Raw genomic sequence first — 18,476 nt, 5'->3', positions numbered from 1 at the left:
GCAACTGTGCGGACGTGAGCCCCTCGCCGAACGAGTACGTTCGTCGATCCCCCGAGGGGATGCGGGCCGGCTTGGGGCGGCCCGGCGCTCGGCCCACTACCACTTGAACTCACAAGCTGCCTTTCGTCGACGGGATCACGCCTGCCGATCGCGGGTCCAGCGTCATCGCCATCCGCAGCGCGCGGCCGAAGGCCTTGAAGATGGTTTCGCACTGGTGATGGGCGTTGTGGCCCTTCAGGTTGTCGATGTGCAGGCTCACCAGCGCGTGATTGCTGAAGCCCTGGAAGAACTCGAAGGCCAGTTGCGTGTCGAAAGCGCCGATCGCGCCTGAGGTGAACTTCACGTCCATCTCCAGGCCAGGTCGGCCGGAAAAATCGATCACCACGCGCGACAGCGCCTCGTCCAGCGGCACATAGCTGTGGCCGTAGCGGGTCAGACCCTTCTTGTCGCCCACCGCCTGCGCCACGGCCAGGCCCAGGGTGATGCCCACGTCTTCCACCGTGTGGTGGCCGTCGATGTGCAGGTCGCCCTTGGCCTCGACCTCCAGATCGATCAGCCCGTGGCGGGCGATCTGGTCCAGCATGTGGTCGAAGAAACCGATGCCGGTGTTCAGCTTGGCTTCACCGCTGCCATCCAGGTTCACGCGCACGCGGATCTGGGTTTCCTTGGTGTTGCGCGAGACTTCGGCGATGCGATCAGTGCTCATGTCGGAAGACTTTCGGTGAATGCGGTCAGCAGGACCATGTTTTCTTCAGGCGTGCCCACGGTCAGGCGCAGGCAGTTGTGCAGGAGCGGATGCAGGGCCGAGACATTCTTGACCAACACACCCCGGCGCTTGATGCCATCGAACATCGCGGCGGCATCGGGCACGCGGACAAGCACCATATTGCCCTGACTGGGGAAGGCCTGCACCTCCTCGATTTCGTCCAGGTCGGCAATCAGCTGGTCGCGCTCGGCGCGCAGCACTTGCGCCTGCCGGGCATACACATCGGCATGCTCGAGCGCGAACAGACCGGCTTCGGCATTGAGCACGCCGATATTGAAGGGCGGGCGCAGCTTGTCGATCTCGCCGATCAGCTCCGCACGGCCGATCAGATAGCCGATGCGCACGCCGGCCAGACCGAACTTGCTCATCGTGCGCATCACCAGCACATTCGAGTGGCGGCGCAGCAAGTCCATCGAGTCGCGCTCGGCAAAGGGCTGGTAGGCCTCGTCCATCACCACCAGGCCCGGCGCCGCCGCGACGATGCGCTCGATGACCTCGGCATCCCAGAGGTTGGCGGTCGGGTTGTTCGGATAGGACAGATAGATCAGCGCCGGCTGGTGCTCGGCAATCGCGGCCAGCATGGCCGGCTCGTCCAGCTCGAAGTCGGGCCGCAGGTCCACGCCGACAAACTTCAGCCCCTGATAGCGGGCCGAGATCTCGTACATCACGAAGCCCGGCAGCGGCGCCATCACGCAGGCACCGGGCTTGCTGATGGCCATGGAGAGCATGGTGATCAGCTCGTCGGAGCCATTGCCCAGCGTGATCGCGCAGCCCGCCGGCATGCCTGCGGCCTTGGCCAGTGCGGCGGCCAGCTCGACGGTGCGCTCGGCCGGATAGCGGTTGATCGCCACGTGGCCCAGGCGCTGGCCCAGCGCCTGCTGCAGGGCCTCGGGCAGGCGGAAAGGGTTCTCCATCGTGTCCAGCTTGATCAGGCCGGCACTGGGCTGCACCGCGTAGGCCTTGACCGAACGGAGGTCGTCACGGATCACGTCAATGCCCTTTTTCAACTCGTCCATCTCAAGAATCCAACAAGGCCGGTTCGGCCTGCAAGGGGTTGATGACCTGCACGCTGTCCAGCTGCAGCCCGTGCGCCAGCTCAAGGCTCAGAAGCAACTCGCAAGCCTGGGCCTTGGCCGCTGCCACGATCAGGGCATCGACATAGGCGAGCCCGAAGCGACTCTCGATGGACCAGGCGCTTTCCACCGTTGCATGGTCGATCGCCCAGGGCTGCCAGTGCTGGTAGCGGCGCACCTCGGCCCGAGCGTCGCCATTGGGCATGGCCGGCTCGATGCGCGTGGTGACCCAGCGGTAAAAGTCATTCAAGACCTGGGTGGAAACGCGGCCCGAGCGGCGCTGCCACAGTTCACGCAGCCAAGCGAGCGCACGCTCACGCTGAGCGGCATCGGCGCCATCCTCGCTCAGTATCAAGACCGAGGTATCGACGAAGACCAGCCTGGCGCTCACAGGCCCTGCCCCCGAGTCGGATAGGGCTGGCCGTCGGACGCCCAGCTGCGCTCGCGATGCAACCAGTCCTGCAGGGCGCGCTCGTAGGCGTCGTCGTGGCGCATCTTGTCCGCCAGCAGCTCACCCAGCAGGCGCGAGACGCTGGTATTGCGTCGCGCGGCCTCCAGCCGGGCCCAGTCGGCCACGCTGTCGTCCATGCTGACGGTCACGTTTTTCATGGCCGCCAATTTAACACGAAGTTCGTGTTGCACGAATTTCGTGTCACCAATCCCACCCAAACAGGGCATTCGGGCTTTACCTCGAGCCGGGCACGGACGCACACTCAGCGCCAGGGAGTCCGGCCGACCGCCACCCAGACACGCGGCTGCCGCCCACGCTGGGGAGCCGTCATGGCCAAGAACACCGCCCCTTCGCGCAGCGCCACGCTGCGGACACGGATCGTCCTGCTTGCCCTCGTCTCGCTGACCGCAGCCACCGCGCTGCTGGCCCAATCGCTGTGGAGCTATTCCAAGCTCCGCGCCCATGCCGAGCAGGCCTTTGTGGCCAAGGACGTGGTGGCCGACATCCTGCCGCCACCGATGTACCTGATCGAACTGAGGCTGACCTTGTCGGCGGCGGTCGAGGGCACCCTGAGCCCCGATGCCGCGGCCGCCACGATTGATCGACTGGCCAGCGAGTACCAGGCCCGCGTGGCCTACTGGCAGCAGAACCCGCCATTCGGACTCGAGAAGCAGTTGCTGGGCGCACAGCATGAACAGGCCGAGGCACTGCTGAAGGCGGCGCGCAGCCAGGTGATGGAGCCGCTCAGGCGCGGCGATGCCGTGGCGGCGCGCGAGGGTTTGAAGTCAGCCCACGCCATTTACGAGAAGCACCGCACGGCCGTGGACGCCACGGTGCAGGCAGGCAATGCTTTTGCGGAATCCGCCATGGCCAGCTTCGATGCCACGCGGCGCAGCGGCCTGTGGGTGATGCCACTGGTGGCTGTCTTGCTGGCCGTCGTGCTCGTGATCAGCTGCCTGTGGTTGTTGCGCAGCCTGCGCAAGCCGCTATCGGAAGCGATGCTGGCCACGCGGGCGGTCGCCGAAGGTGACTTGCGCAGCCATGAAGACGGTGCCGCGCATAGCAAGGACGAAATCGGCCAACTGCAAAACGAGCTCGACCGCATGGTGATCGAGCTGCGCCGCGTGATCTCCGAGGTGCGCGAAGGCAGCTCGATGATTGCCGGCGCCTCGGCCGAGATCGCTGCCGGCAACGGCGATCTTTCCAGCCGTACCGAGCATCAGGCGGCCCGGCTCCAGCAGGCCGCGCAGGCGATGACCGCGATGGCCGAGACCGTCGGCCTCAGCGCCGACAACACCCGCGAGGCCGACCATCTGGCCCGCGACGCTTCGCAGGTGGCGGTGCGCGGCGGCGAGGCCGTCGGCCAGGTCGTGGCCACGATGGACGAGATCAATGGCAGCTCGCGCAAGATCGCCGACATCATCGGCGTGATCGACGGCATCGCCTTCCAGACCAATATCCTCGCGCTCAACGCGGCAGTGGAAGCAGCGCGCGCCGGCGAGCAGGGCCGTGGCTTTGCGGTCGTGGCTGCCGAGGTGCGCTCCCTGGCCCAGCGCAGTGCCTCCGCGGCACGCGAGATCAGGCAACTGATACTGGACAGCGTCAACAAGGTCGAGGCCGGCGCCCGCTCGGTGGCCGAGGCGCGCTCGACCATCGCCGAGGTGGTGCAGCAGGTGCAGAAGGTCAGCGAGCTGATGGGCCAGACCGATGCTTCGATCCGCGCACAGAGCACAGCGGTCAGCAGCATGGGCCAGACGCTCAGCGAGATCGACGAAGGCACGCAGCAGAATGCCGCCCTGGTGGAGCAGACTGCCGCCGCCGCCGAAAGCCTGCGTCAGCAGGCGGCGCGGGTGGATGCGGCGCTGGGTGCCTTCCGCCTGGCCTGAAGTCTCAGGCCGGCTGGTACGGCTGGGAGGGCGCGGGGCAGCAGCGGCAGCGCATGGCTCAGCCCTTCTCGGGGCGCAGGCGCATTTCGGCGGCGCGGGCGTGGCCTTGCAAACCCTCGCCATAGGCCAGCTCGGCCGCAATGGGCCCCAGCTTCTGCGCCCCGGATTCGCTGACCTCGATCAGGCTGGAGCGCTTCTGGAAATCGTAGACACCCAGCGGCGACGAGAAACGCGCCGTGCCCGAGGTGGGCAGCACGTGGTTGGGGCCGGCGCAGTAGTCGCCAAGCGACTCACTCGTGTAGGCACCGAGGAAGATGGCACCGGCATGGCGCAAGAGCGGCTCCCAGCGCTGGGGATCACTGCTGCTCACTTCCAGATGCTCGGGCGCGATGCGGTTGCTGATCTCACAGGCCTCCTCCATCGAGCGTGTGAGGATCAGGGCGCCACGGCCTTCCAGCGAAGCCTTGATCACATCCTTGCGCGGCATCTCGGGCAAGAGTTTCTCGATGGAGGCGCGCACCTTGGCGATGTAGTCGGCATCGGGGCTCAGCAAGATGCTCTGCGCCATCTCGTCATGCTCGGCCTGGCTGAACAGGTCCATCGCCACCCAGTCCGGGTCGGTTGTGCCGTCAGCGAGCACCAGGATTTCGCTGGGGCCGGCAATCATGTCGATGCCCACCTGGCCGAATACATGCTTCTTGGCGCTGGCCACATAGGCATTGCCCGGGCCGGTGATCTTGTCGACCTTGGGCACCGTCGCCGTGCCGTAGGCCAGGGCGGCAACAGCCTGTGCGCCACCGACGGTGAAAGCGCGGCTGACGCCGGCCACATAGGCCGCAGCCAGCACCAGCGGATTCTTTTCACCACCCGGCGTGGGCACGACCATGATGATCTCGGGCACACCAGCCACATGGGCGGGGATGGCGTTCATCAGGACGCTGCTCGGATAGGCCGCCTTGCCGCCGGGCACATAGATGCCCACGCGATCCAGCGGCGTGACCTTCTGGCCCAGCAGCGTGCCGTCTTCATCGCGGTAGCTCCAGCTGCGGCCGCAGGCTTCGAGCTGGCGCTCGTGATAGCTGCGGACTCGCGCAGCCGCGGCCTGCAATGCATCGCGTTGCGCGGGTGTGATCTGCTCGAAGGCAGCCTTCAATTCTTCACGGGTGAGCTCCAAGGCAGCGACGCTCCTGGCATCGAGCCGGTCGAAACGAGCCGTGTACTCCAGCACCGCAGCATCGCCACGCACCTTCACATCAGCCAGGATGTCGGCCACGCGGCTCTCGATGGCGCCATCGGTCTCGGCCGACCAGTGCAGCACACGCTGGAACTCGGCTTCGAAGTCGGGAGCGGTGGTGCTGAGCTGGCGCAAATTCATTTCGGGGATGCAGAAGCGAAGGCGTCGATCAAGCGGCGCAGGGGCTCGCGCTTGAGCTTCAGGGCGGCCTGGTTGACCACCAGGCGCGAGGAGATGTCCATGATCCGTTCGACCTCGACCAGGCGGTTCGCCTTCAAGGTGCTGCCGGTCGAAACCAGGTCGACGATGGCGTCAGCGAGGCCTGTCAACGGCGCCAGCTCCATCGAGCCATAGAGCTTGATCAGGTCCACGTGCACGCCCTTGTCCGCAAAGTGGTCGCGGGCAATCGAGGTGTACTTGGTAGCCACGCGAAGACGCGAGCCCTGCTTCACTGCAGCGGCGTAGTCGAAGTCGTCGCGCACCGCCACGCTCATGCGGCAGCGGGCGATGTTCAGGTCCAGTGGCTGGTAGAGACCTTCGCCGTCATGCTCCAGCAGCACGTCGCGGCCCGCCACGCCAAGGTCGGCGCCACCGTACTGCACATAGGTCGGCACGTCGCTCGCACGCACCAGCACCACGCGCACCTCGGGCTGGTTGGTGGTGAGGATGAGCTTGCGCGAGGTTTCGGGATCTTCCAGCACCTCGATGCCGGCCGCGCGCAAGAGCGGCAGCGTCTCTTCGAAGATGCGGCCCTTGGAGAGCGCCAGCGTGATCGTCATGTCGCGTCCTGCGGTGCGGCTGCGTATTCGGTCGGTGTCAAGGTCTTCATCGACAGCGCATGGATCTGCTCGCGCATGCGGTCACCGAGCGCCTGGTAGACGCGCTGATGCCGCTTCACGCGGTTCAGGCCCTCGAACTCTCTCGAGACGATGGTGGCAAAAAAGTGGCGTCCATCGCCCTCGACCTGCAGCGTTTCGCATTGCAGGCCGGCGGCGATGAAAGACTGGACTTCGACGGGAGTGGGATCGGCCATGGTGGCCGTCATTCTATGGGGACCGGGATTTCCCGAGGTTCAGCCGCGGATCTTGTAGCCTCGGCGCAGCAGCTCCAGCGCAATGCCCGACACCACCACCAAGCCCGCCGCCACGATGGAGAGGCTCAGCCACGGCGAGACGTCGCTGACGCCGAAGAAGCCATGCCGGAAGCCGTCGATCATGTAGAAGAACGGGTTCAGATGGCTGACCGCCTGCCAGACCGCCGGCAGCGAATGCACCGAATAGAAGACACCAGACAAGAACGTCATCGGCATGATGATGAAGTTCTGGAAGGCCGCCATCTGGTCGAACTTCTCCGCCCACAGCCCTGCGATCAAGCCGAGCGCGCCCATCATGCCGGCGCCCAGTGCGGCGAAAACAATGATCCACAGAGGTGCGGCCAGGCCCGGCCAGGCAAACCAGCAGGTCACCACGAAAACACCCGTGCCCACGGCCAGTCCGCGCACGATGGAGGCGCCGACATAGGCCAGGAACCAGGCCCAGTGCGAAAGCGGTGTGACCAGCAGGAACACCAGGTTGCCGGTGATCTTGCTCTGGATCAGGCTGGAGGAGGAGTTGGCAAAAGCGTTCTGCAGGACGCTCATCATCACCAGGCCCGGGATCAGGAAGCTGGTGTAGCCGACCGTGCCGTAGACCTTCACATGGTTCTCGAGCACATGGCCGAAGATCAGCAGATACAAGACTGCCGTCAGCACAGGGGCAGCCACGGTCTGGAAGCTGACCTTCCAGAAGCGAAGAACTTCCTTGTAGAACAGCGTGCGGGCGCCAGCCAATTGAATCGCGCTCATTGGGCAGCTCCGTTCATGATTTCAAGGAACACGTCTTCCAGGTCGGCGCGGCCGATTTCCAGGTCTTCCACCGGCACTTGCGCGGCGCGCAAGCTGGCGAGGATGGTTTCGACCTCGGCTGCGTCATGAGCCTTGATCTGGGCGATGCGGCCCGTCACGCGGGCCTTCTCGGCCAGCGTGCCCGGCAGCGCCTTATCAGTCTTGAAGCGCAGCATCGTCGAGGCGGTGCCCGACAGCAGGCTGCTGGTCGTGTCCAGCGCCACGATGCGGCCGAGCTTCAGCATGGCTATGCGCTGGCACAAGGCCTCGGCTTCTTCCAGGTAGTGCGTGGTCAGGAGGACCGTGTGGCCTTCCCGGTTCAGCCTGGCAATGAACTGCCAGAGCGTTTGACGAAGTTCAACATCGACACCGGCCGTGGGCTCGTCCAAGACGATCACCGGCGGGCGGTGCACCAGGGCTTGCGCCACCAGCACCCGGCGCTTCATGCCACCGGAGAGTTGCCGCATGTTCGACTTGGCCTTGTCGGCCAGGCCCAGGTTCTCAAGCAGCTCGGTGATCCAGGCGCCGTTGTTGCGAACGCCGAAGTAGCCACTCTGGATTTCGAGTGCCTCGCGCACGCTGAAGAAGGGGTCGAACACCAGCTCCTGCGGCACGATGCCCAGGGCCTTGCGGGCGGCGGCGTAGTCGTCCACCACGTCGTGACCCATCACCTTGATGGCGCCGCCGCTGGCCTTGGACAGGCCGGCGAGGATGCTGATCAGGCTGGTCTTGCCGGCGCCGTTGGGGCCGAGCAGGCCGAAGAATTCGCCCGGCTGGATATCGAAGGAGACACCGTCGAGGGCGGGTACCCGCCCTCCCTTGTAGGTCTTGCTGACGTTCTGGAAGGAGATGGCAGGCTGCATGGGCGACGATTGTAGGAAGCTGGCTCCAATTGCGCTGGATGGGGCCATTCCTTGCCTTCCCGGTGCCAGAATGCCCGCCAGGAGTCTTTGCGAGTCTTTGTCCATGGCCACAAAAAAGCCGCGCCGCACTGCGGAGCGCATCCTCGAAGTCACGCTGGACCTGTTCAACCGCTTCGGTGAACCCAATGTCTCGACGACCCTGATCTCGGCCGAGCTGGGCATCAGCCCGGGCAATCTCTACTACCACTACCCGGCCAAGGACGAGCTGATCAACTCGCTGTTCGGCCGCTACGAGCAGCAGCTCGCCGAGCTGCTGGCCGCCGCCGACGGTGTGCGCAATGTCGAGGACGCCTGGCTGTTCTTCCACATGCTGTTCGAGCTGATCTGGAAGCAGCGCTTTCTCTATCGCGACCTGAACGACCTCCTGAGCAAGAACCGCCGGCTGGAAACACATTTCCAGACCGTGCTGGAAAACAAGGCCCTGGCGATGCGCCAGATCCTGGCCGGCCTGCAGCAGGGCGGCGCCCTGAAGATGGACCCGCGCGAGGCTGCGCCTGTCGCTTCATCCATGGTCGTCCTGTTGAGCTACTGGCTCAGCTTCGAGTATGTTCGGGATCCGCGCCATGCTCTGGAGCCCGAAAGGGCCGGGGCAGCCTTGATGCGCGGGGCTTTCCATGTGCTGAGCCTGTTGCTGCCCTATCTGGAAGGCGCATCACGCGAGCACCTGTTTTCGCTGGCGGAATCGTATAAACAATCGTGACGAGCAAGGAGTGCTGAGCATGGCCAAGTGGACCGCTTTTCCCTATGACAACGATGCGTTTCAGTACGACGCTGCCTCGCTGAAGAAGAACTGGGCCCGCCTGCATGCCGGCGACGCCGAGCCCTTCCCCAAAGACGCCGACGTGGTCCAGGCCTGGATCCATTTCCATGCGGGTGAGTTCCAGGCCGCCTATGAAGCGGGCCTTGCGGCCGGCGGCGCCGGCATCACCGTGGCCAACAAGGCCCAGGCCATCTATGCCAACTATCTCGAGAAGAAGGAGAAAGTGAAGCTCGAGATGTTCCTGGAAGTGGCCGAGCGCGCGGAAGGCCAGCAGGCCGAGGAACCGAAGAACGCCAATGCCTACTACTGGCAGGCCTATGCCATCGGCCGCTACGGCCAGGGCATCAGCGTGGCCAAGGCGCTGGCGCAAGGCCTCGGGGGCAAGGTCAAGGGCTCGCTGGAAAAGACCATTGCGCTTGCGCCCAAGCATGCCGATGCGCATATCGCACTGGGCGCCTTCCATGCGGAAGTGATCGACAAGGTCGGCAAGCTGCTCGGCAAGACGCAGGGTGCCGACACCGCCACCGGCCTCAAGATGTTCGAGCAGGCCCGCAAGCTCAACCCGAGCAGCGCGATCGCGATGATCGAGCAGGCGAACGGCCTGGTGATGCTGGAGGGCGACAAGCGGATGAAGCAGGCCGAGGCGCTTTACACAGACGCCGCCGCCTGCGAGCCGATGGACGCAATGGAATGCCTCGACGTGGAGCTGGCCCGGGAAGAACTCGAGGAATAAGTCACACTTTGAGGGGCGAACTCGGGTCATTGCCCCCCTCAGTCACGGTTGGAAATACGCCCCAAACGGGCTTAAGCTTCGTTTCCACAAGGTCAGCATGCTGCAGGAAAAGCATGCGACCCAGCGTCCGCAGTCACACCCGATTTGATTCGATCAAGCGAAAGGTTTCACCATGAAGCGCAATCTGTTCATCGCCCTGGCCGCCGTGGGCGCCGTGTCCCTGGCCCAAGCCGGTACCGCCCCCAGCGCCGAAATCGCCGCCCTGAAGGGTGAATGCGCCGCCCAGTACAGCGCCGCCTACAGCAAGGGCACGCCCGCTGCCTCGAATGAATACCAGTTCGTCTACTCGAACGGCAAGTACAAGGGTGAAGCCCAGCCCGGCAAGATGCTGGCCTGCACCGAGCAGCAATACGCTGCTTACCTGGACAAGGCCGACCCGGTCCGCGTGATGGGTGCCTATCCGACCGCCGCTGGCCGCCCGACCGTCAAGAAGGCCGACGCCAAGCCTGCCAAGTAAGCTGCGCTGCTTCGCAAACAAAGAGCCGACCCGAGGGTCGGCTTTTTTGCGTCTGCCTGATCGAGCCGAGCGAGCTGAGCGGGCTCAGGCCGCCTCGTCGCCCCAGGGCAGCATCAGCGACAGCCACAGCAGCTTCTCGAACTCGGGCGCGAACTTGTCGATGATGGCTTCAGGGTCCGGGCACAAGGTGCTGTCGGTGATCAGGCCGAACTGCACGCGGCCGGCATAGGTCAGGATGCTGACGCCCATGCCGATGTCGCCCGACTGCGGCACCCAGAACATCACTCGCTCCACGGTCGAGCCGCAGAACTTCAGTGCCTGCGCCGGGCCGGGCACATTGGTCATCACCGCCGTGGCCTTCTTGGCGAAGATGTTCAGCATCGCGTGCTGCACCGGCTTGATCAGCAGGCCCGCTACCGACAGGAGCCCGAAGGCCATGATGGGCTGGAAGCTGCCCTTCAACTCCTGCATGCGCGTGCGCACCGCATAGAGCCGCTCGACCGGATTGGCAATGCCGATGGGCAGCACCAGTGGCACCAGGCCGAAGCGGTTGCCGAGCTGATAGGCCTTCTCCATCGGCCGCAGATTGACCGGCACCATGGCGCGGATTTCCTGGCCGTCCGGATCGTCGCCCTTGTCGCGCAGATAGGCACCAATGGCGCCGGCCACGCAGCTCAAAAGCACATCGTTGATCGAGGCGTTGAGCGCCTTGCCGACGACCTTCACCTGCTCCAGCGGCAGGCCTTCGTCCCAGGCCACGCGCTTGCTCGTGCCAGGCTTGCCCTTGAGCCGTGTGGGCGAATCGTCTGGCATCAAGGCAAACGCCGCCACGTCGCTGATCGCCTGGTAGCCCATGCGCGCCATCTCGACCGAGCTGTCCAGCGGATGCGGCGGGTTGATCACCTTCTCTATCGACTTGCCGGCACCCGCCCCGGCCAGGCCTATGGCCTTGACCGTCATGTCGGAGAGCGGCTTCAGGAGCGTGTCGGTCAGCCAGTCCTGGTCGTCTCGCGGCTGCTGCTGGCGCTTGGGTGGCGCCTTGCCGCCGTCGGTGATGGTCAGCATCACCGAGATCAGGGCGATGCCGTCGGCAATGCAGTGGTGGATGCGGGCGATCAGCATGCTGTCGCCGCTTTCCTCATCGTTGATCAGCTGGAATTGCCAGAGCGGGTAGCGCGGGTCCAGAGGCCGCGCGGCCAGCTCGCCGACGCGCTCGCGCAGCGCGTCCTTGCGGCTCTGGCCCCGCAGGGGAAGGAGCACCTCTTCGACCACATGACGAGAGATATCGAAGTCGTCGTCTTCGACCCATTGCGCACCCAGCGTGTCTTCGACCACCTTCTGGCGAAAGCGCCCGTACTGCAAGAGCCTTTGCTCGACTCTGTCGCGCAGCGCTTCGAGGCTGATGGCCGGGCGGATGGTCCAGACCCCGACGATCATCATCAGGTTGGACTCGGTGTCCATGCGCAGCCAGGCCGTGTCGACCTTTGACATCCGTTCAATCGCTGGGGCCAAGACTGTCTCCTGATCTTTGGTGCTTGATCTGCGGTTCTAGAGTCGCTTCACCAGACGATGCTGGTTAACATCGCTGCCGTCCATCCCGATTGTCACCAGTCCACGTATTGCAGGAGACGAGATGAGCCTCAAAGACCAATTCGACGCCGCTGTTGCAGCATCCAAGCAACTGCCCGAGCGTCCCGACAACATGACCTTGCTGAAGATCTATGCGCTCTTCAAGCAGGCCAGCGAAGGCGATTGCGAAGGCAAGCGGCCCGGCTTCACCGACATGGTGGGCCGCGCCAAGTTCGATGCCTGGGACGGCCTCAAGGGCACCAGCAAGGATGAGGCGATGCAGCAGTACATCGACCTGATCGAAGAACTGAAATAAGCCGGCCGCAGGCCGACACAGGAACCCGCCTCAGGCGGGTTTCTTTTTTGGGCTCGACTTGCCCGCGCTTGCCAGCAGCTTGTCCAGCTCCTTCTGGACCTCGCCTTCGATGGTGGACTTGAAGGCGCCGAGCAGAAAGCCCAGCTTGGCCGTCAGCTCGAAGTGGTCGGGCGCGACGATCAACTCGCCCTTGACGCCGGAGCGCGTGAATTCGACGGTGTCGCTGGTCTCGCCTTCCAGCACCGTGCATTCCATGTCGAATTTCTCCTCGACCTGCTCGGCCCAGGCCCAGGCGATTTCGCGAGCCTTGGCCAGGCCCAGGCTGTGGTCACGGTGAATGTGGATGTCGGCCATGTCTTGTCTCCTTGTCCGGGGCTATTGTGGGGCCGCCAGCGCCGCCCGGCGCTCGGGCCTGGGCAGGGCCGCGAGGCGCTTGACCTCGGCGTGGAAGCGCGGCCAATCGTCGCCCAGGCGATGGAACAGGGCCTCGAAGGCCGGCACCAGGTCGTCATAGGCCGACATCAAGGCAAAGCTCGCGTTGTTGGCCTCGGCGAACCAGCGGTCATAGCGGGCGTCGCCAGCCCATTGTTCGAGCTTCATCCGCTGGTAGTCTGCACGCAAGGCACCAAAGAGGGCCAACTTGCGTTCAGCCTTGTTGGCGGCGGCTCCCGCATAGAGCGCCTGCAGTTGCTCGCGATAGCGCTGGGTCAAGGTGCGGAACTGGCTGCGCTGGACCTGCGTCAAGGCATCGCGCTGCTGCTCCTCGGCACTGGCATGCTTGCGCAGCCATTGCGCGCCGCCCAGGCGCTCGACGGCCGTTGCATAGGCTTCGTTGAAGCCGGTGTCGTCGTTCGAATAGGCCACCTGGTGCGACAGCTCATGGAAGATCATGCGCGCCAGCTCGCCTTCCGGATAGCCGATGAAGGTGTTCAGGAGCGGGTCGCCGCCCAGCATGCGGCTCCAGCCCAGCGTCGAATAGGCCGGCACGCCATAGACCATCACCTCCATGCCTTCGGCCTTCAGCTCCTCGCTCAAGGCCTTGGCATCGGCCTCGTTGAAATAGCCGCGGTAGCCGACGCAACCCATGACGGGGAAGCACCAGGTCTTGAGCTCGAGCGACAAGGCCGGCGTTGCCACCACGTTCCAGACGGCCGCGCGCCGATGCAGGTCGGCATAGCGACGGTAGCTGTTGTTGTCGGGCAGCTTCAGCTCGGCAACCGCGAAGTCGCGCATGCGCTGGCTGAGCAGCAAGCGCTCGCGCAGCGTCGGGGTCAGGTCTTGCTGCCGCAGCACCTCGTCCACCGGCTTGGCCGCACCCACCAGGCGCAAGTGGCCGCCCAGGGACTGGCTCAGATAGCCGAGCTGGCCACAGCCGCCGAGCAGCAGCAGGCTGAAAAGCAGCGGCCAGAACCTCACGCCGGCGCCACCTCGACCAGGCAGTCGTAGAAGCTCGGCGCCCGGCCCAGGTCGGTCAGGCGCTGGTGCGTCACTTCGTTCACATTGCTGCCCGCAGCACCAAGCTTGCGCCACCAGACACCCAGGCCATTGACCACGCCAGGCCGTGCCCGCGGGCTGATGCTGGCCTTGCAGAGATAGCTGCCGCGGTCATTGAAGGCTCGCACCATGCTGCCGTCCGCAATGCCACGCGAGACCGCGTCTGTCGCGTGGATCTCAAGGATGGGCTCACCCTCGATATCCCGCAGGCTCTTCACATTGACGAAGCTCGAGTTCAAAAAGTTGCGCGCCGGGGGCGAGATCATGGCCAGCGGATAGCGTGCGGCCAACTCGGGTGTCGAGGCGCGGCTTTCGTAGTTGGGCACGAAGTCCGCTCCGCCAGCCAGTGCCTTGCCGCTGGGCGTGCGGAAACCGCCGTTGGCAAAGGGCGCATCAGCCAGGGGCAGGTCTTGCCATCCCTGCTCGCGCAAGGCCTCGAAATCGATCTCGGAAGTGAACGCCTGGCGAGCGAGCTGCTCGTCGGTCTCGGCAAAACAGGCGTCGTCGAACCCCATCCGGGCGGCCAGCAGCCGGAAGAACTCGGTGTTCGGCCTGGCCTCACCGACCGGCTCGATCGCCACCTCATTGATCAGCACCGAGGTGTGACCATAGCTGGCATGCACGTCCAGATGCTCCAGTTGCGTGGTGGCCGGCAAGACGTAATCGGCCAGGTCGGCCGTGTCGGTCATGAAATGCTCCAGCACCACGGTGAAAAGGTCCTCTCGCTGGAAGCCTTTCACCACCTTGGGCGACTCGGGCGCCACCGCCACGGGGTTGCTGTTGTAGACGATCACGGCCTCGATCTTGGGGCCGAACCCGGCCGAGCTCTCGCGCAGCAGGTCGTCGCCAATGGTCGACATATTGATCATGCGCGGCGTGCGGCCGGCCAGCAGCTCGGGCTTCTCCAGGCCATCGACATTCTTGAACGGCGCCACCCAGCCCGAGGCCGTGAGCAGCATGCCGCCGGCCCGGTGACGCCAGGCGCCGGTCAGGCAAGGCAGGAGGGCGATCAGCCGCACCGCGTTGCCGCCACCGCGCACGCGCTGCATGCCGTAGTTCAGGCGGATGGCCGCGGGGCTGGTCGTCCCGTAGTCGCGGGCCAGGCCGCGCACTTCTTCCGGACTGATGCCACAGACCTCCGCCACCCGCTCCGGTGGCCATTGCAGGGCACGCTCGCGCAGCTCGTCCCAGCCGTCGACGTAGTTGTCGATGTAGTCCTGGTCCAGCCAGCCGTTCCTGATCAGCTCATGCATCAGGCCGAGGGCCAGCGCACCGTCGCTGCCGGGCAGGAGGGCGATGTGTTGATGGCATTTGTCCGCCGTCTCCGTCTTGCGAGGGTCGATGCAGATGAGCTTTGCGCCGTTGCGCTTGGCCTGGTTGGCGTAGGTCCAGAAATGCAGATTGGAGGCGATCGAGTTGCTGCCCCAGATCAGGATGAGCCTGGACTCCGCATAGAAGCGCAGGTGCATGCCCAGGCGGTGGCCGTAAGTGGCGTTCATCGCGGCGCCACCGGCCGAGGCACAGATGGTGCGGTCCAGGCGCGAGGCGCCCAGCTTGTTGAAGAAGCGGGCTGCCATGCCCTCGCCCTGGACCATGCCCATGGTGCCGGCATAGCTGTAGGGCAGGATGGCTTCGGGGTCGCGGGCGGCGATGGGCTTGAGCCGTGCGGCGATGTCGCTCATCGCCTCGTCCCAGCTCACCGGCTCGAAGCGCGGCGCCTCGTCCTTGCGGCTGACTCGCCTCATCGGGCGCAGGAGCCGCTCCGGGTGGTAGGTGCGCTCCGGGTAGCGCGACACCTTGGTGCAAAGCGCCCCATGGGTGCTGGCATGGTCGGCGGCGCCCTGGACCTTGATGGCCCGGCCGTTCTCGACGGTGATTTTCAGCGCGCAGGTGTCGGGGCAGTCATGCGGGCAGGCGCCCTTGACGATACGGATGGCGGGGCTCTCGGCTTGCATGGGACGAACTATTGCATACCGAAGGAAGTCACCAATGGCACAGGGAATAAGTGCTTGCACTTCAGAGAAGACTCATCGCCCCTCGGGATGTGAGTCGGAACTAAAGCGCCCTCGCTTCAGAGGAGACTCATATCCCGCAGGGATGTGAGTCGGAACTAAACTTGCCCGCTCCCCTCGGCTATCCCGCAGGACGAAATGAAGCTGATCGATTCCATCGTTGCGACCGCGCCCGAAATCCAGGCGCTGCGCCGCGACATCCATGCCCACCCCGAGCTGTGCTTCAAGGAGGAGCGCACCTCCGAGCTGATCGCCAGGACGCTGGAAGGCTGGGGCATTCCGGTGCACCGGGGCCTCGGCACCACCGGCGTCGTGGGCATCATCAAGAACGGCACGTCGGATCGCGCCGTCGGCCTGCGGGCCGACATCGACGCCCTGCCGATGACCGAGCACAACAAGTTCCCGCATGCCAGCACCTTCCCCGGAAAGATGCACGCCTGCGGCCATGACGGCCACACGGCCATGCTGCTCTCGGCCGCCAAGCACCTGGCCACGAATCGCAATTTCGACGGTACGGTCTACCTCGTGTTCCAGCCCGCCGAAGAAGGCGGCGGTGGCGCGCGCGAGATGATCAAGGACGGCCTGTTCAAGCTATTCCCGATGGAAGCCATGTTCGGCGCCCACAACTGGCCCGGCATGCCGGCCGGCGCCTTCGCCCTGAAGAGCGGCCCCGTGTTTGCCTCCAGCAACGAATTCAAGATCACCCTGCGCGGCAAGGGGGCGCACGGCGCGATGCCTCACCTGGGCATCGACCCGGTGCCCGTGGCCTGCCAATTGGTGCAAGGCTTCCAGACCATCATCAGCCGCAACAAGAAGCCGCTGGACGCGGGCGTGATCTCGGTGACCATGATCCATGCCGGCGAGGCGACCAATGTGGTGCCGGACAGCTGCGAGCTGCAAGGCACGGTGCGCACCTTCACGCTGGAGCTGCTGGACATGATCGAGCAGCGCATGAAGACAATGAGTGAAGCCACCGCTGCCGCGTTCGAATGCACGGTGGAATTCGCGTTCAAGCGCAACTATCCGCCCACGATCAACCACCCGGCCGAAACCGAGTTTGTCCGCCGCGTCCTGAGCGAGATGGTCGGGGCCGAGCAGGTGCAGGAGTTCGAGCCCACCATGGGTGCGGAAGACTTCAGCTACTTCCTGCTCGAAAAGCCCGGCTGCTACTTCCTGATCGGCAATGGTGACGGCACCCACCGTCACGGCGGCCATGGCCTCGGCCCCTGCACCCTGCACAACCCGAGTTACGACTTCAATGACGACCTGATTCCGCTGGGCGGCTCCATGTGGGTCCGCCTCGCCGAAGCCTGGTTGAAATGACGCCCCTCGTCCAAGGAGTACCTTGGCCGGTCCCCCAGGGGGACGGCGATGCTTGACTGTTCGACCGTCAAGCACATCGCCGAACCGGGCCGGCTTGGGAGCGGCCCAGCGCTCGACCCGAAAACCTCAACTTGCGTGGCATGCCCATGACCATCGACAAAACCCAAGTCCAGGCCGACACCATCGCCTGGCTCGAAAAGGCCGTGATCGGTCTGAACCTCTGCCCGTTTGCCAAGAGCGTGCATGTCAACAAGCGGATCAAGTATCTGGTCAGCGATTCAGACACGCCCGAGGCGCTGCTGCAGGAACTGGCGCATGAGCTGCTGGCCTTGAACCGTGCCGACCCGGACGAGATCGAGACCACGCTCTTGATCCATCCCAAGGTCTTGCAGGACTTCCTGGACTTCAACGACTTCATCGGCGCGGCCGATGCATTGGTTGAAGACCTGGAGCTCGATGGCCAGTTGCAGATCGCGAGCTTCCATCCGCAGTTCCAGTTCGACGGCACCGAGCCCGACGACATCACCAACTACACGAACCGCTCGCCCTACCCCATCCTGCATCTGCTGCGCGAGTCGAGCATCGAGCGCGCCACCGAGACGATGGCCGACACCGACTCGATCTTCGAGGCGAATGTGGCGACGCTGGAGAAGCTGGGGCTTGCAGGATGGATGGCGTTGGGGCTGCGGGCCTGAAAATCAACAGCCACATTCGAGGTTCATCTCCGATGTGCGGAAGCGTCTCTTGACGGCACATTGCAGCCGTTCGCGTTGAAGCTCGTTCGCGCTGCCGAGGCCATCGGGTGAGGGCTTGTGCTCCTGTCCCCCGGACCGGGCTTCGCCCGATCCTCCTCCTTTACCTCGCCCAAACCCTCACCCGACACCCTCGGCCGAACCTGCGCATGCCACCAGGCGAAGGCCACAGTGGTGCGGATCAGGTCGGCAGTGGGTTTCCCGAAGCGAGGTAAAGGAGGAGGACCTGGCGCAGCCAGGGCCGGGGGACACGAGCGCAGGGGAACCCGCTGGTGGCCTGATCTTCGACCAACCGAGGAACAAGAAAACGAATGGCAGCAATGTGCCGTCAAGGGACATCCCAGGAATTCGGCGATTCAGCAGAAAAGAGGGGCTACATGTCGTAGACCTTCAGTCCAGCCGGCAACTGCCCCTCATTTGCCGTTGAAGCCCTCTTCCGTGTGGAACACGGTGGCGCCGCAAACAGGCTGCCGGTGTGCTTCAGTCTTCCTCGCCGCCAAACTCCGCCAGAAACGCGTCGACGAAATGCGGGGCACCTGTCAAGGTCAGGGTGACCGTGCGCCAATCTCCAGCCTCCTCTTGCACCAGCAGCTCGTGGTCCCAGGCCATGCCGTCTTCGATGGGGCCATGCTGCCCCGGGAACTCCCGCCAGGCCCAGTCCAGCACACCTTGAACCTCGACCATCACGGCCGCGTGGCTGTCGGCCCGCGTCGAGGCCATGGCCTCCAGCGTGGCGACGCCGTCGTCACCATCGCTGAGCTCGAAGATCAGATATTGCATGGCCA

21 protein-coding genes are annotated in these 18,476 nt (G+C 64.8%); 7 read left to right on the top strand and 14 right to left on the bottom strand.

From position 1 onward, the window contains the following. Positions 1 to 109: 109 nt before the first annotated feature. Genes hisB through ABT392_RS01240 form a run of 4 tightly spaced genes read right to left on the bottom strand, consistent with a single transcriptional unit; the run spans position 110 to position 2,448 of the window. Positions 110 to 706: an imidazoleglycerol-phosphate dehydratase HisB gene (gene hisB, locus ABT392_RS01255; protein ID WP_395384317.1), complete on the bottom strand. Its 597-nt coding sequence runs from the start codon at positions 704 to 706 to the stop codon at positions 110 to 112. Beyond that, on the bottom strand, positions 703 to 1,782 hold the full coding sequence (gene hisC / locus ABT392_RS01250) for a histidinol-phosphate transaminase (RefSeq protein WP_334279099.1): 1,080 nt from the start codon (positions 1,780 to 1,782) through the stop codon (positions 703 to 705). Before hisC ends, hisB begins: the two co-directional genes overlap by 4 nt. A gap of 1 nt (position 1,783) precedes the next feature. Next, complete coding sequence (locus tag ABT392_RS01245; RefSeq protein ID WP_334279100.1) at positions 1,784 to 2,230, bottom strand: PIN domain-containing protein; 447 nt, start codon at positions 2,228 to 2,230, stop codon at positions 1,784 to 1,786. Then, positions 2,227 to 2,448, bottom strand: coding sequence for a CopG family transcriptional regulator (locus ABT392_RS01240; RefSeq protein ID WP_334279101.1), 222 nt, complete (start codon positions 2,446 to 2,448; stop codon positions 2,227 to 2,229). Before ABT392_RS01240 ends, ABT392_RS01245 begins: the two co-directional genes overlap by 4 nt. Positions 2,449 to 2,619: 171 nt before the next feature. Between ABT392_RS01240 and ABT392_RS01235 the strand changes: the two genes are divergently transcribed. After that, a complete protein-coding gene (locus ABT392_RS01235) occupies positions 2,620 to 4,176 on the top strand; it encodes a methyl-accepting chemotaxis protein (RefSeq protein WP_334279102.1) in 1,557 nt (518 codons plus the stop codon). Positions 4,177 to 4,234: 58 nt separating this feature from the next. Here the strand turns inward: ABT392_RS01235 and hisD are convergent, their stop codons facing one another. From hisD to ABT392_RS01210, 5 genes are read right to left on the bottom strand one after another with little or no spacing between them, the layout of a single operon-like run. After that, positions 4,235 to 5,551 (bottom strand): histidinol dehydrogenase, encoded by a 1,317-nt coding sequence (gene hisD, locus ABT392_RS01230; RefSeq protein WP_395384318.1) that lies wholly within the window; start codon positions 5,549 to 5,551, stop codon positions 4,235 to 4,237. Then, the gene (hisG, locus tag ABT392_RS01225; protein ID WP_334279104.1) at positions 5,548 to 6,189 is read right to left on the bottom strand and encodes an ATP phosphoribosyltransferase; all 642 of its coding nucleotides are present in this window, start codon (positions 6,187 to 6,189) and stop codon (positions 5,548 to 5,550) included. The genes hisD and hisG overlap by 4 nt, the downstream gene beginning before the upstream one ends. Continuing rightward, positions 6,186 to 6,443: a BolA family protein gene (locus ABT392_RS01220; RefSeq protein ID WP_395384319.1), complete on the bottom strand. Its 258-nt coding sequence runs from the start codon at positions 6,441 to 6,443 to the stop codon at positions 6,186 to 6,188. The genes hisG and ABT392_RS01220 overlap by 4 nt, the downstream gene beginning before the upstream one ends. A gap of 39 nt (positions 6,444 to 6,482) precedes the next feature. After that, positions 6,483 to 7,253, bottom strand: a complete 771-nt coding sequence (locus ABT392_RS01215; protein WP_395384320.1) for an ABC transporter permease — start codon at positions 7,251 to 7,253, stop codon at positions 6,483 to 6,485. After that, positions 7,250 to 8,155, bottom strand: a complete 906-nt coding sequence (locus ABT392_RS01210) for an ABC transporter ATP-binding protein (protein ID WP_395384321.1) — start codon at positions 8,153 to 8,155, stop codon at positions 7,250 to 7,252. Before ABT392_RS01210 ends, ABT392_RS01215 begins: the two co-directional genes overlap by 4 nt. Positions 8,156 to 8,258: 103 nt before the next feature. Here ABT392_RS01210 and ABT392_RS01205 point away from each other — a divergent pair, with 103 nt between their 5' ends. The 3 genes from ABT392_RS01205 to ABT392_RS01195 all read left to right on the top strand — a co-directional run bounded on the left by ABT392_RS01205 (position 8,259) and on the right by ABT392_RS01195 (position 10,225). Then, on the top strand, positions 8,259 to 8,915 hold the full coding sequence (locus ABT392_RS01205; protein ID WP_334279108.1) for a TetR/AcrR family transcriptional regulator: 657 nt from the start codon (positions 8,259 to 8,261) through the stop codon (positions 8,913 to 8,915). Between the two features lie 19 nt (positions 8,916 to 8,934). Then, positions 8,935 to 9,708: a tetratricopeptide repeat protein gene (locus ABT392_RS01200; protein WP_395384322.1), complete on the top strand. Its 774-nt coding sequence runs from the start codon at positions 8,935 to 8,937 to the stop codon at positions 9,706 to 9,708. Positions 9,709 to 9,880: 172 nt separating this feature from the next. Beyond that, on the top strand, positions 9,881 to 10,225 hold the full coding sequence (locus ABT392_RS01195) for a hypothetical protein (protein ID WP_395384323.1): 345 nt from the start codon (positions 9,881 to 9,883) through the stop codon (positions 10,223 to 10,225). 84 nt (positions 10,226 to 10,309) lie between these two features. Here ABT392_RS01195 and ABT392_RS01190 read toward each other — a convergent pair whose 3' ends face one another. Then, the gene (locus ABT392_RS01190; RefSeq protein ID WP_334279111.1) at positions 10,310 to 11,716 is read right to left on the bottom strand and encodes a wax ester/triacylglycerol synthase family O-acyltransferase; all 1,407 of its coding nucleotides are present in this window, start codon (positions 11,714 to 11,716) and stop codon (positions 10,310 to 10,312) included. A gap of 142 nt (positions 11,717 to 11,858) precedes the next feature. On the opposite strand from ABT392_RS01190, the gene ABT392_RS01185 reads away from it, so the two are divergent. Then, complete coding sequence (locus ABT392_RS01185; RefSeq protein WP_334279112.1) at positions 11,859 to 12,110, top strand: acyl-CoA-binding protein; 252 nt, start codon at positions 11,859 to 11,861, stop codon at positions 12,108 to 12,110. A 30-nt stretch (positions 12,111 to 12,140) separates the two neighbouring features. Here the strand turns inward: ABT392_RS01185 and ABT392_RS01180 are convergent, their stop codons facing one another. The 3 genes from ABT392_RS01180 to ABT392_RS01170 are packed head-to-tail and all read right to left on the bottom strand — an operon-like array spanning position 12,141 to position 15,559. Further along, positions 12,141 to 12,464, bottom strand: coding sequence for a polyhydroxyalkanoic acid system family protein (locus tag ABT392_RS01180; RefSeq protein ID WP_334279113.1), 324 nt, complete (start codon positions 12,462 to 12,464; stop codon positions 12,141 to 12,143). Positions 12,465 to 12,485: 21 nt separating this feature from the next. Continuing rightward, positions 12,486 to 13,526 carry an aminopeptidase gene (locus ABT392_RS01175; RefSeq protein ID WP_395384324.1) on the bottom strand — a complete coding sequence of 347 codons (1,041 nt, stop codon included), beginning with the start codon at positions 13,524 to 13,526 and terminating at the stop codon, positions 12,486 to 12,488. Next, positions 13,523 to 15,559 carry a molybdopterin-containing oxidoreductase family protein gene (locus ABT392_RS01170; RefSeq protein ID WP_395384325.1) on the bottom strand — a complete coding sequence of 679 codons (2,037 nt, stop codon included), beginning with the start codon at positions 15,557 to 15,559 and terminating at the stop codon, positions 13,523 to 13,525. Before ABT392_RS01170 ends, ABT392_RS01175 begins: the two co-directional genes overlap by 4 nt. A 195-nt stretch (positions 15,560 to 15,754) precedes the next feature. On the opposite strand from ABT392_RS01170, the gene ABT392_RS01165 reads away from it, so the two are divergent. Both ABT392_RS01165 and ABT392_RS01160 read left to right on the top strand, forming a co-directional pair. Then, complete coding sequence (locus tag ABT392_RS01165; RefSeq protein WP_334279116.1) at positions 15,755 to 16,939, top strand: M20 aminoacylase family protein; 1,185 nt, start codon at positions 15,755 to 15,757, stop codon at positions 16,937 to 16,939. Between the two features lie 140 nt (positions 16,940 to 17,079). Next, a complete protein-coding gene (locus ABT392_RS01160; protein ID WP_395384326.1) occupies positions 17,080 to 17,634 on the top strand; it encodes a DUF1415 domain-containing protein in 555 nt (184 codons plus the stop codon). Between the two features lie 537 nt (positions 17,635 to 18,171). Here the strand turns inward: ABT392_RS01160 and ABT392_RS01155 are convergent. After that, positions 18,172 to 18,471, bottom strand: a complete 300-nt coding sequence (locus ABT392_RS01155; RefSeq protein ID WP_334279118.1) for a hypothetical protein — start codon at positions 18,469 to 18,471, stop codon at positions 18,172 to 18,174. Positions 18,472 to 18,476 lie beyond the last annotated feature (5 nt).

The organism is Paucibacter sp. JuS9 (genome assembly GCF_044043925.2).
In the GTDB taxonomy this organism is placed as follows: Bacteria; Pseudomonadota; Gammaproteobacteria; order Burkholderiales; family Burkholderiaceae_C; genus JAUASW01.
Note: the sequence above shows the minus strand (reverse complement) of the source record. Positions and strands in the feature narration are given on the sequence as shown.

Coding starts and splice junctions, on each gene's coding strand:
- hisB (WP_395384317.1), bottom strand. CDS start 706: ATGAGCACTGATCGCATCGCCGAAGTCTCGCGCAACACCAAGGAAACC.
- hisC (WP_334279099.1), bottom strand. CDS start 1,782: ATGGACGAGTTGAAAAAGGGCATTGACGTGATCCGTGACGACCTCCGT.
- ABT392_RS01240 (WP_334279101.1), bottom strand. CDS start 2,448: ATGAAAAACGTGACCGTCAGCATGGACGACAGCGTGGCCGACTGGGCC.
- ABT392_RS01235 (WP_334279102.1), top strand. CDS start 2,620: ATGGCCAAGAACACCGCCCCTTCGCGCAGCGCCACGCTGCGGACACGG.
- hisD (WP_395384318.1), bottom strand. CDS start 5,551: ATGAATTTGCGCCAGCTCAGCACCACCGCTCCCGACTTCGAAGCCGAG.
- hisG (WP_334279104.1), bottom strand. CDS start 6,189: ATGACGATCACGCTGGCGCTCTCCAAGGGCCGCATCTTCGAAGAGACG.
- ABT392_RS01220 (WP_395384319.1), bottom strand. CDS start 6,443: ATGGCCGATCCCACTCCCGTCGAAGTCCAGTCTTTCATCGCCGCCGGC.
- ABT392_RS01215 (WP_395384320.1), bottom strand. CDS start 7,253: ATGAGCGCGATTCAATTGGCTGGCGCCCGCACGCTGTTCTACAAGGAA.
- ABT392_RS01210 (WP_395384321.1), bottom strand. CDS start 8,155: ATGCAGCCTGCCATCTCCTTCCAGAACGTCAGCAAGACCTACAAGGGA.
- ABT392_RS01205 (WP_334279108.1), top strand. CDS start 8,259: ATGGCCACAAAAAAGCCGCGCCGCACTGCGGAGCGCATCCTCGAAGTC.
- ABT392_RS01200 (WP_395384322.1), top strand. CDS start 8,935: ATGGCCAAGTGGACCGCTTTTCCCTATGACAACGATGCGTTTCAGTAC.
- ABT392_RS01195 (WP_395384323.1), top strand. CDS start 9,881: ATGAAGCGCAATCTGTTCATCGCCCTGGCCGCCGTGGGCGCCGTGTCC.
- ABT392_RS01190 (WP_334279111.1), bottom strand. CDS start 11,716: ATGTCAAAGGTCGACACGGCCTGGCTGCGCATGGACACCGAGTCCAAC.
- ABT392_RS01185 (WP_334279112.1), top strand. CDS start 11,859: ATGAGCCTCAAAGACCAATTCGACGCCGCTGTTGCAGCATCCAAGCAA.
- ABT392_RS01180 (WP_334279113.1), bottom strand. CDS start 12,464: ATGGCCGACATCCACATTCACCGTGACCACAGCCTGGGCCTGGCCAAG.
- ABT392_RS01170 (WP_395384325.1), bottom strand. CDS start 15,559: ATGCAAGCCGAGAGCCCCGCCATCCGTATCGTCAAGGGCGCCTGCCCG.
- ABT392_RS01165 (WP_334279116.1), top strand. CDS start 15,755: ATGAAGCTGATCGATTCCATCGTTGCGACCGCGCCCGAAATCCAGGCG.
- ABT392_RS01160 (WP_395384326.1), top strand. CDS start 17,080: ATGCCCATGACCATCGACAAAACCCAAGTCCAGGCCGACACCATCGCC.
- ABT392_RS01155 (WP_334279118.1), bottom strand. CDS start 18,471: ATGCAATATCTGATCTTCGAGCTCAGCGATGGTGACGACGGCGTCGCC.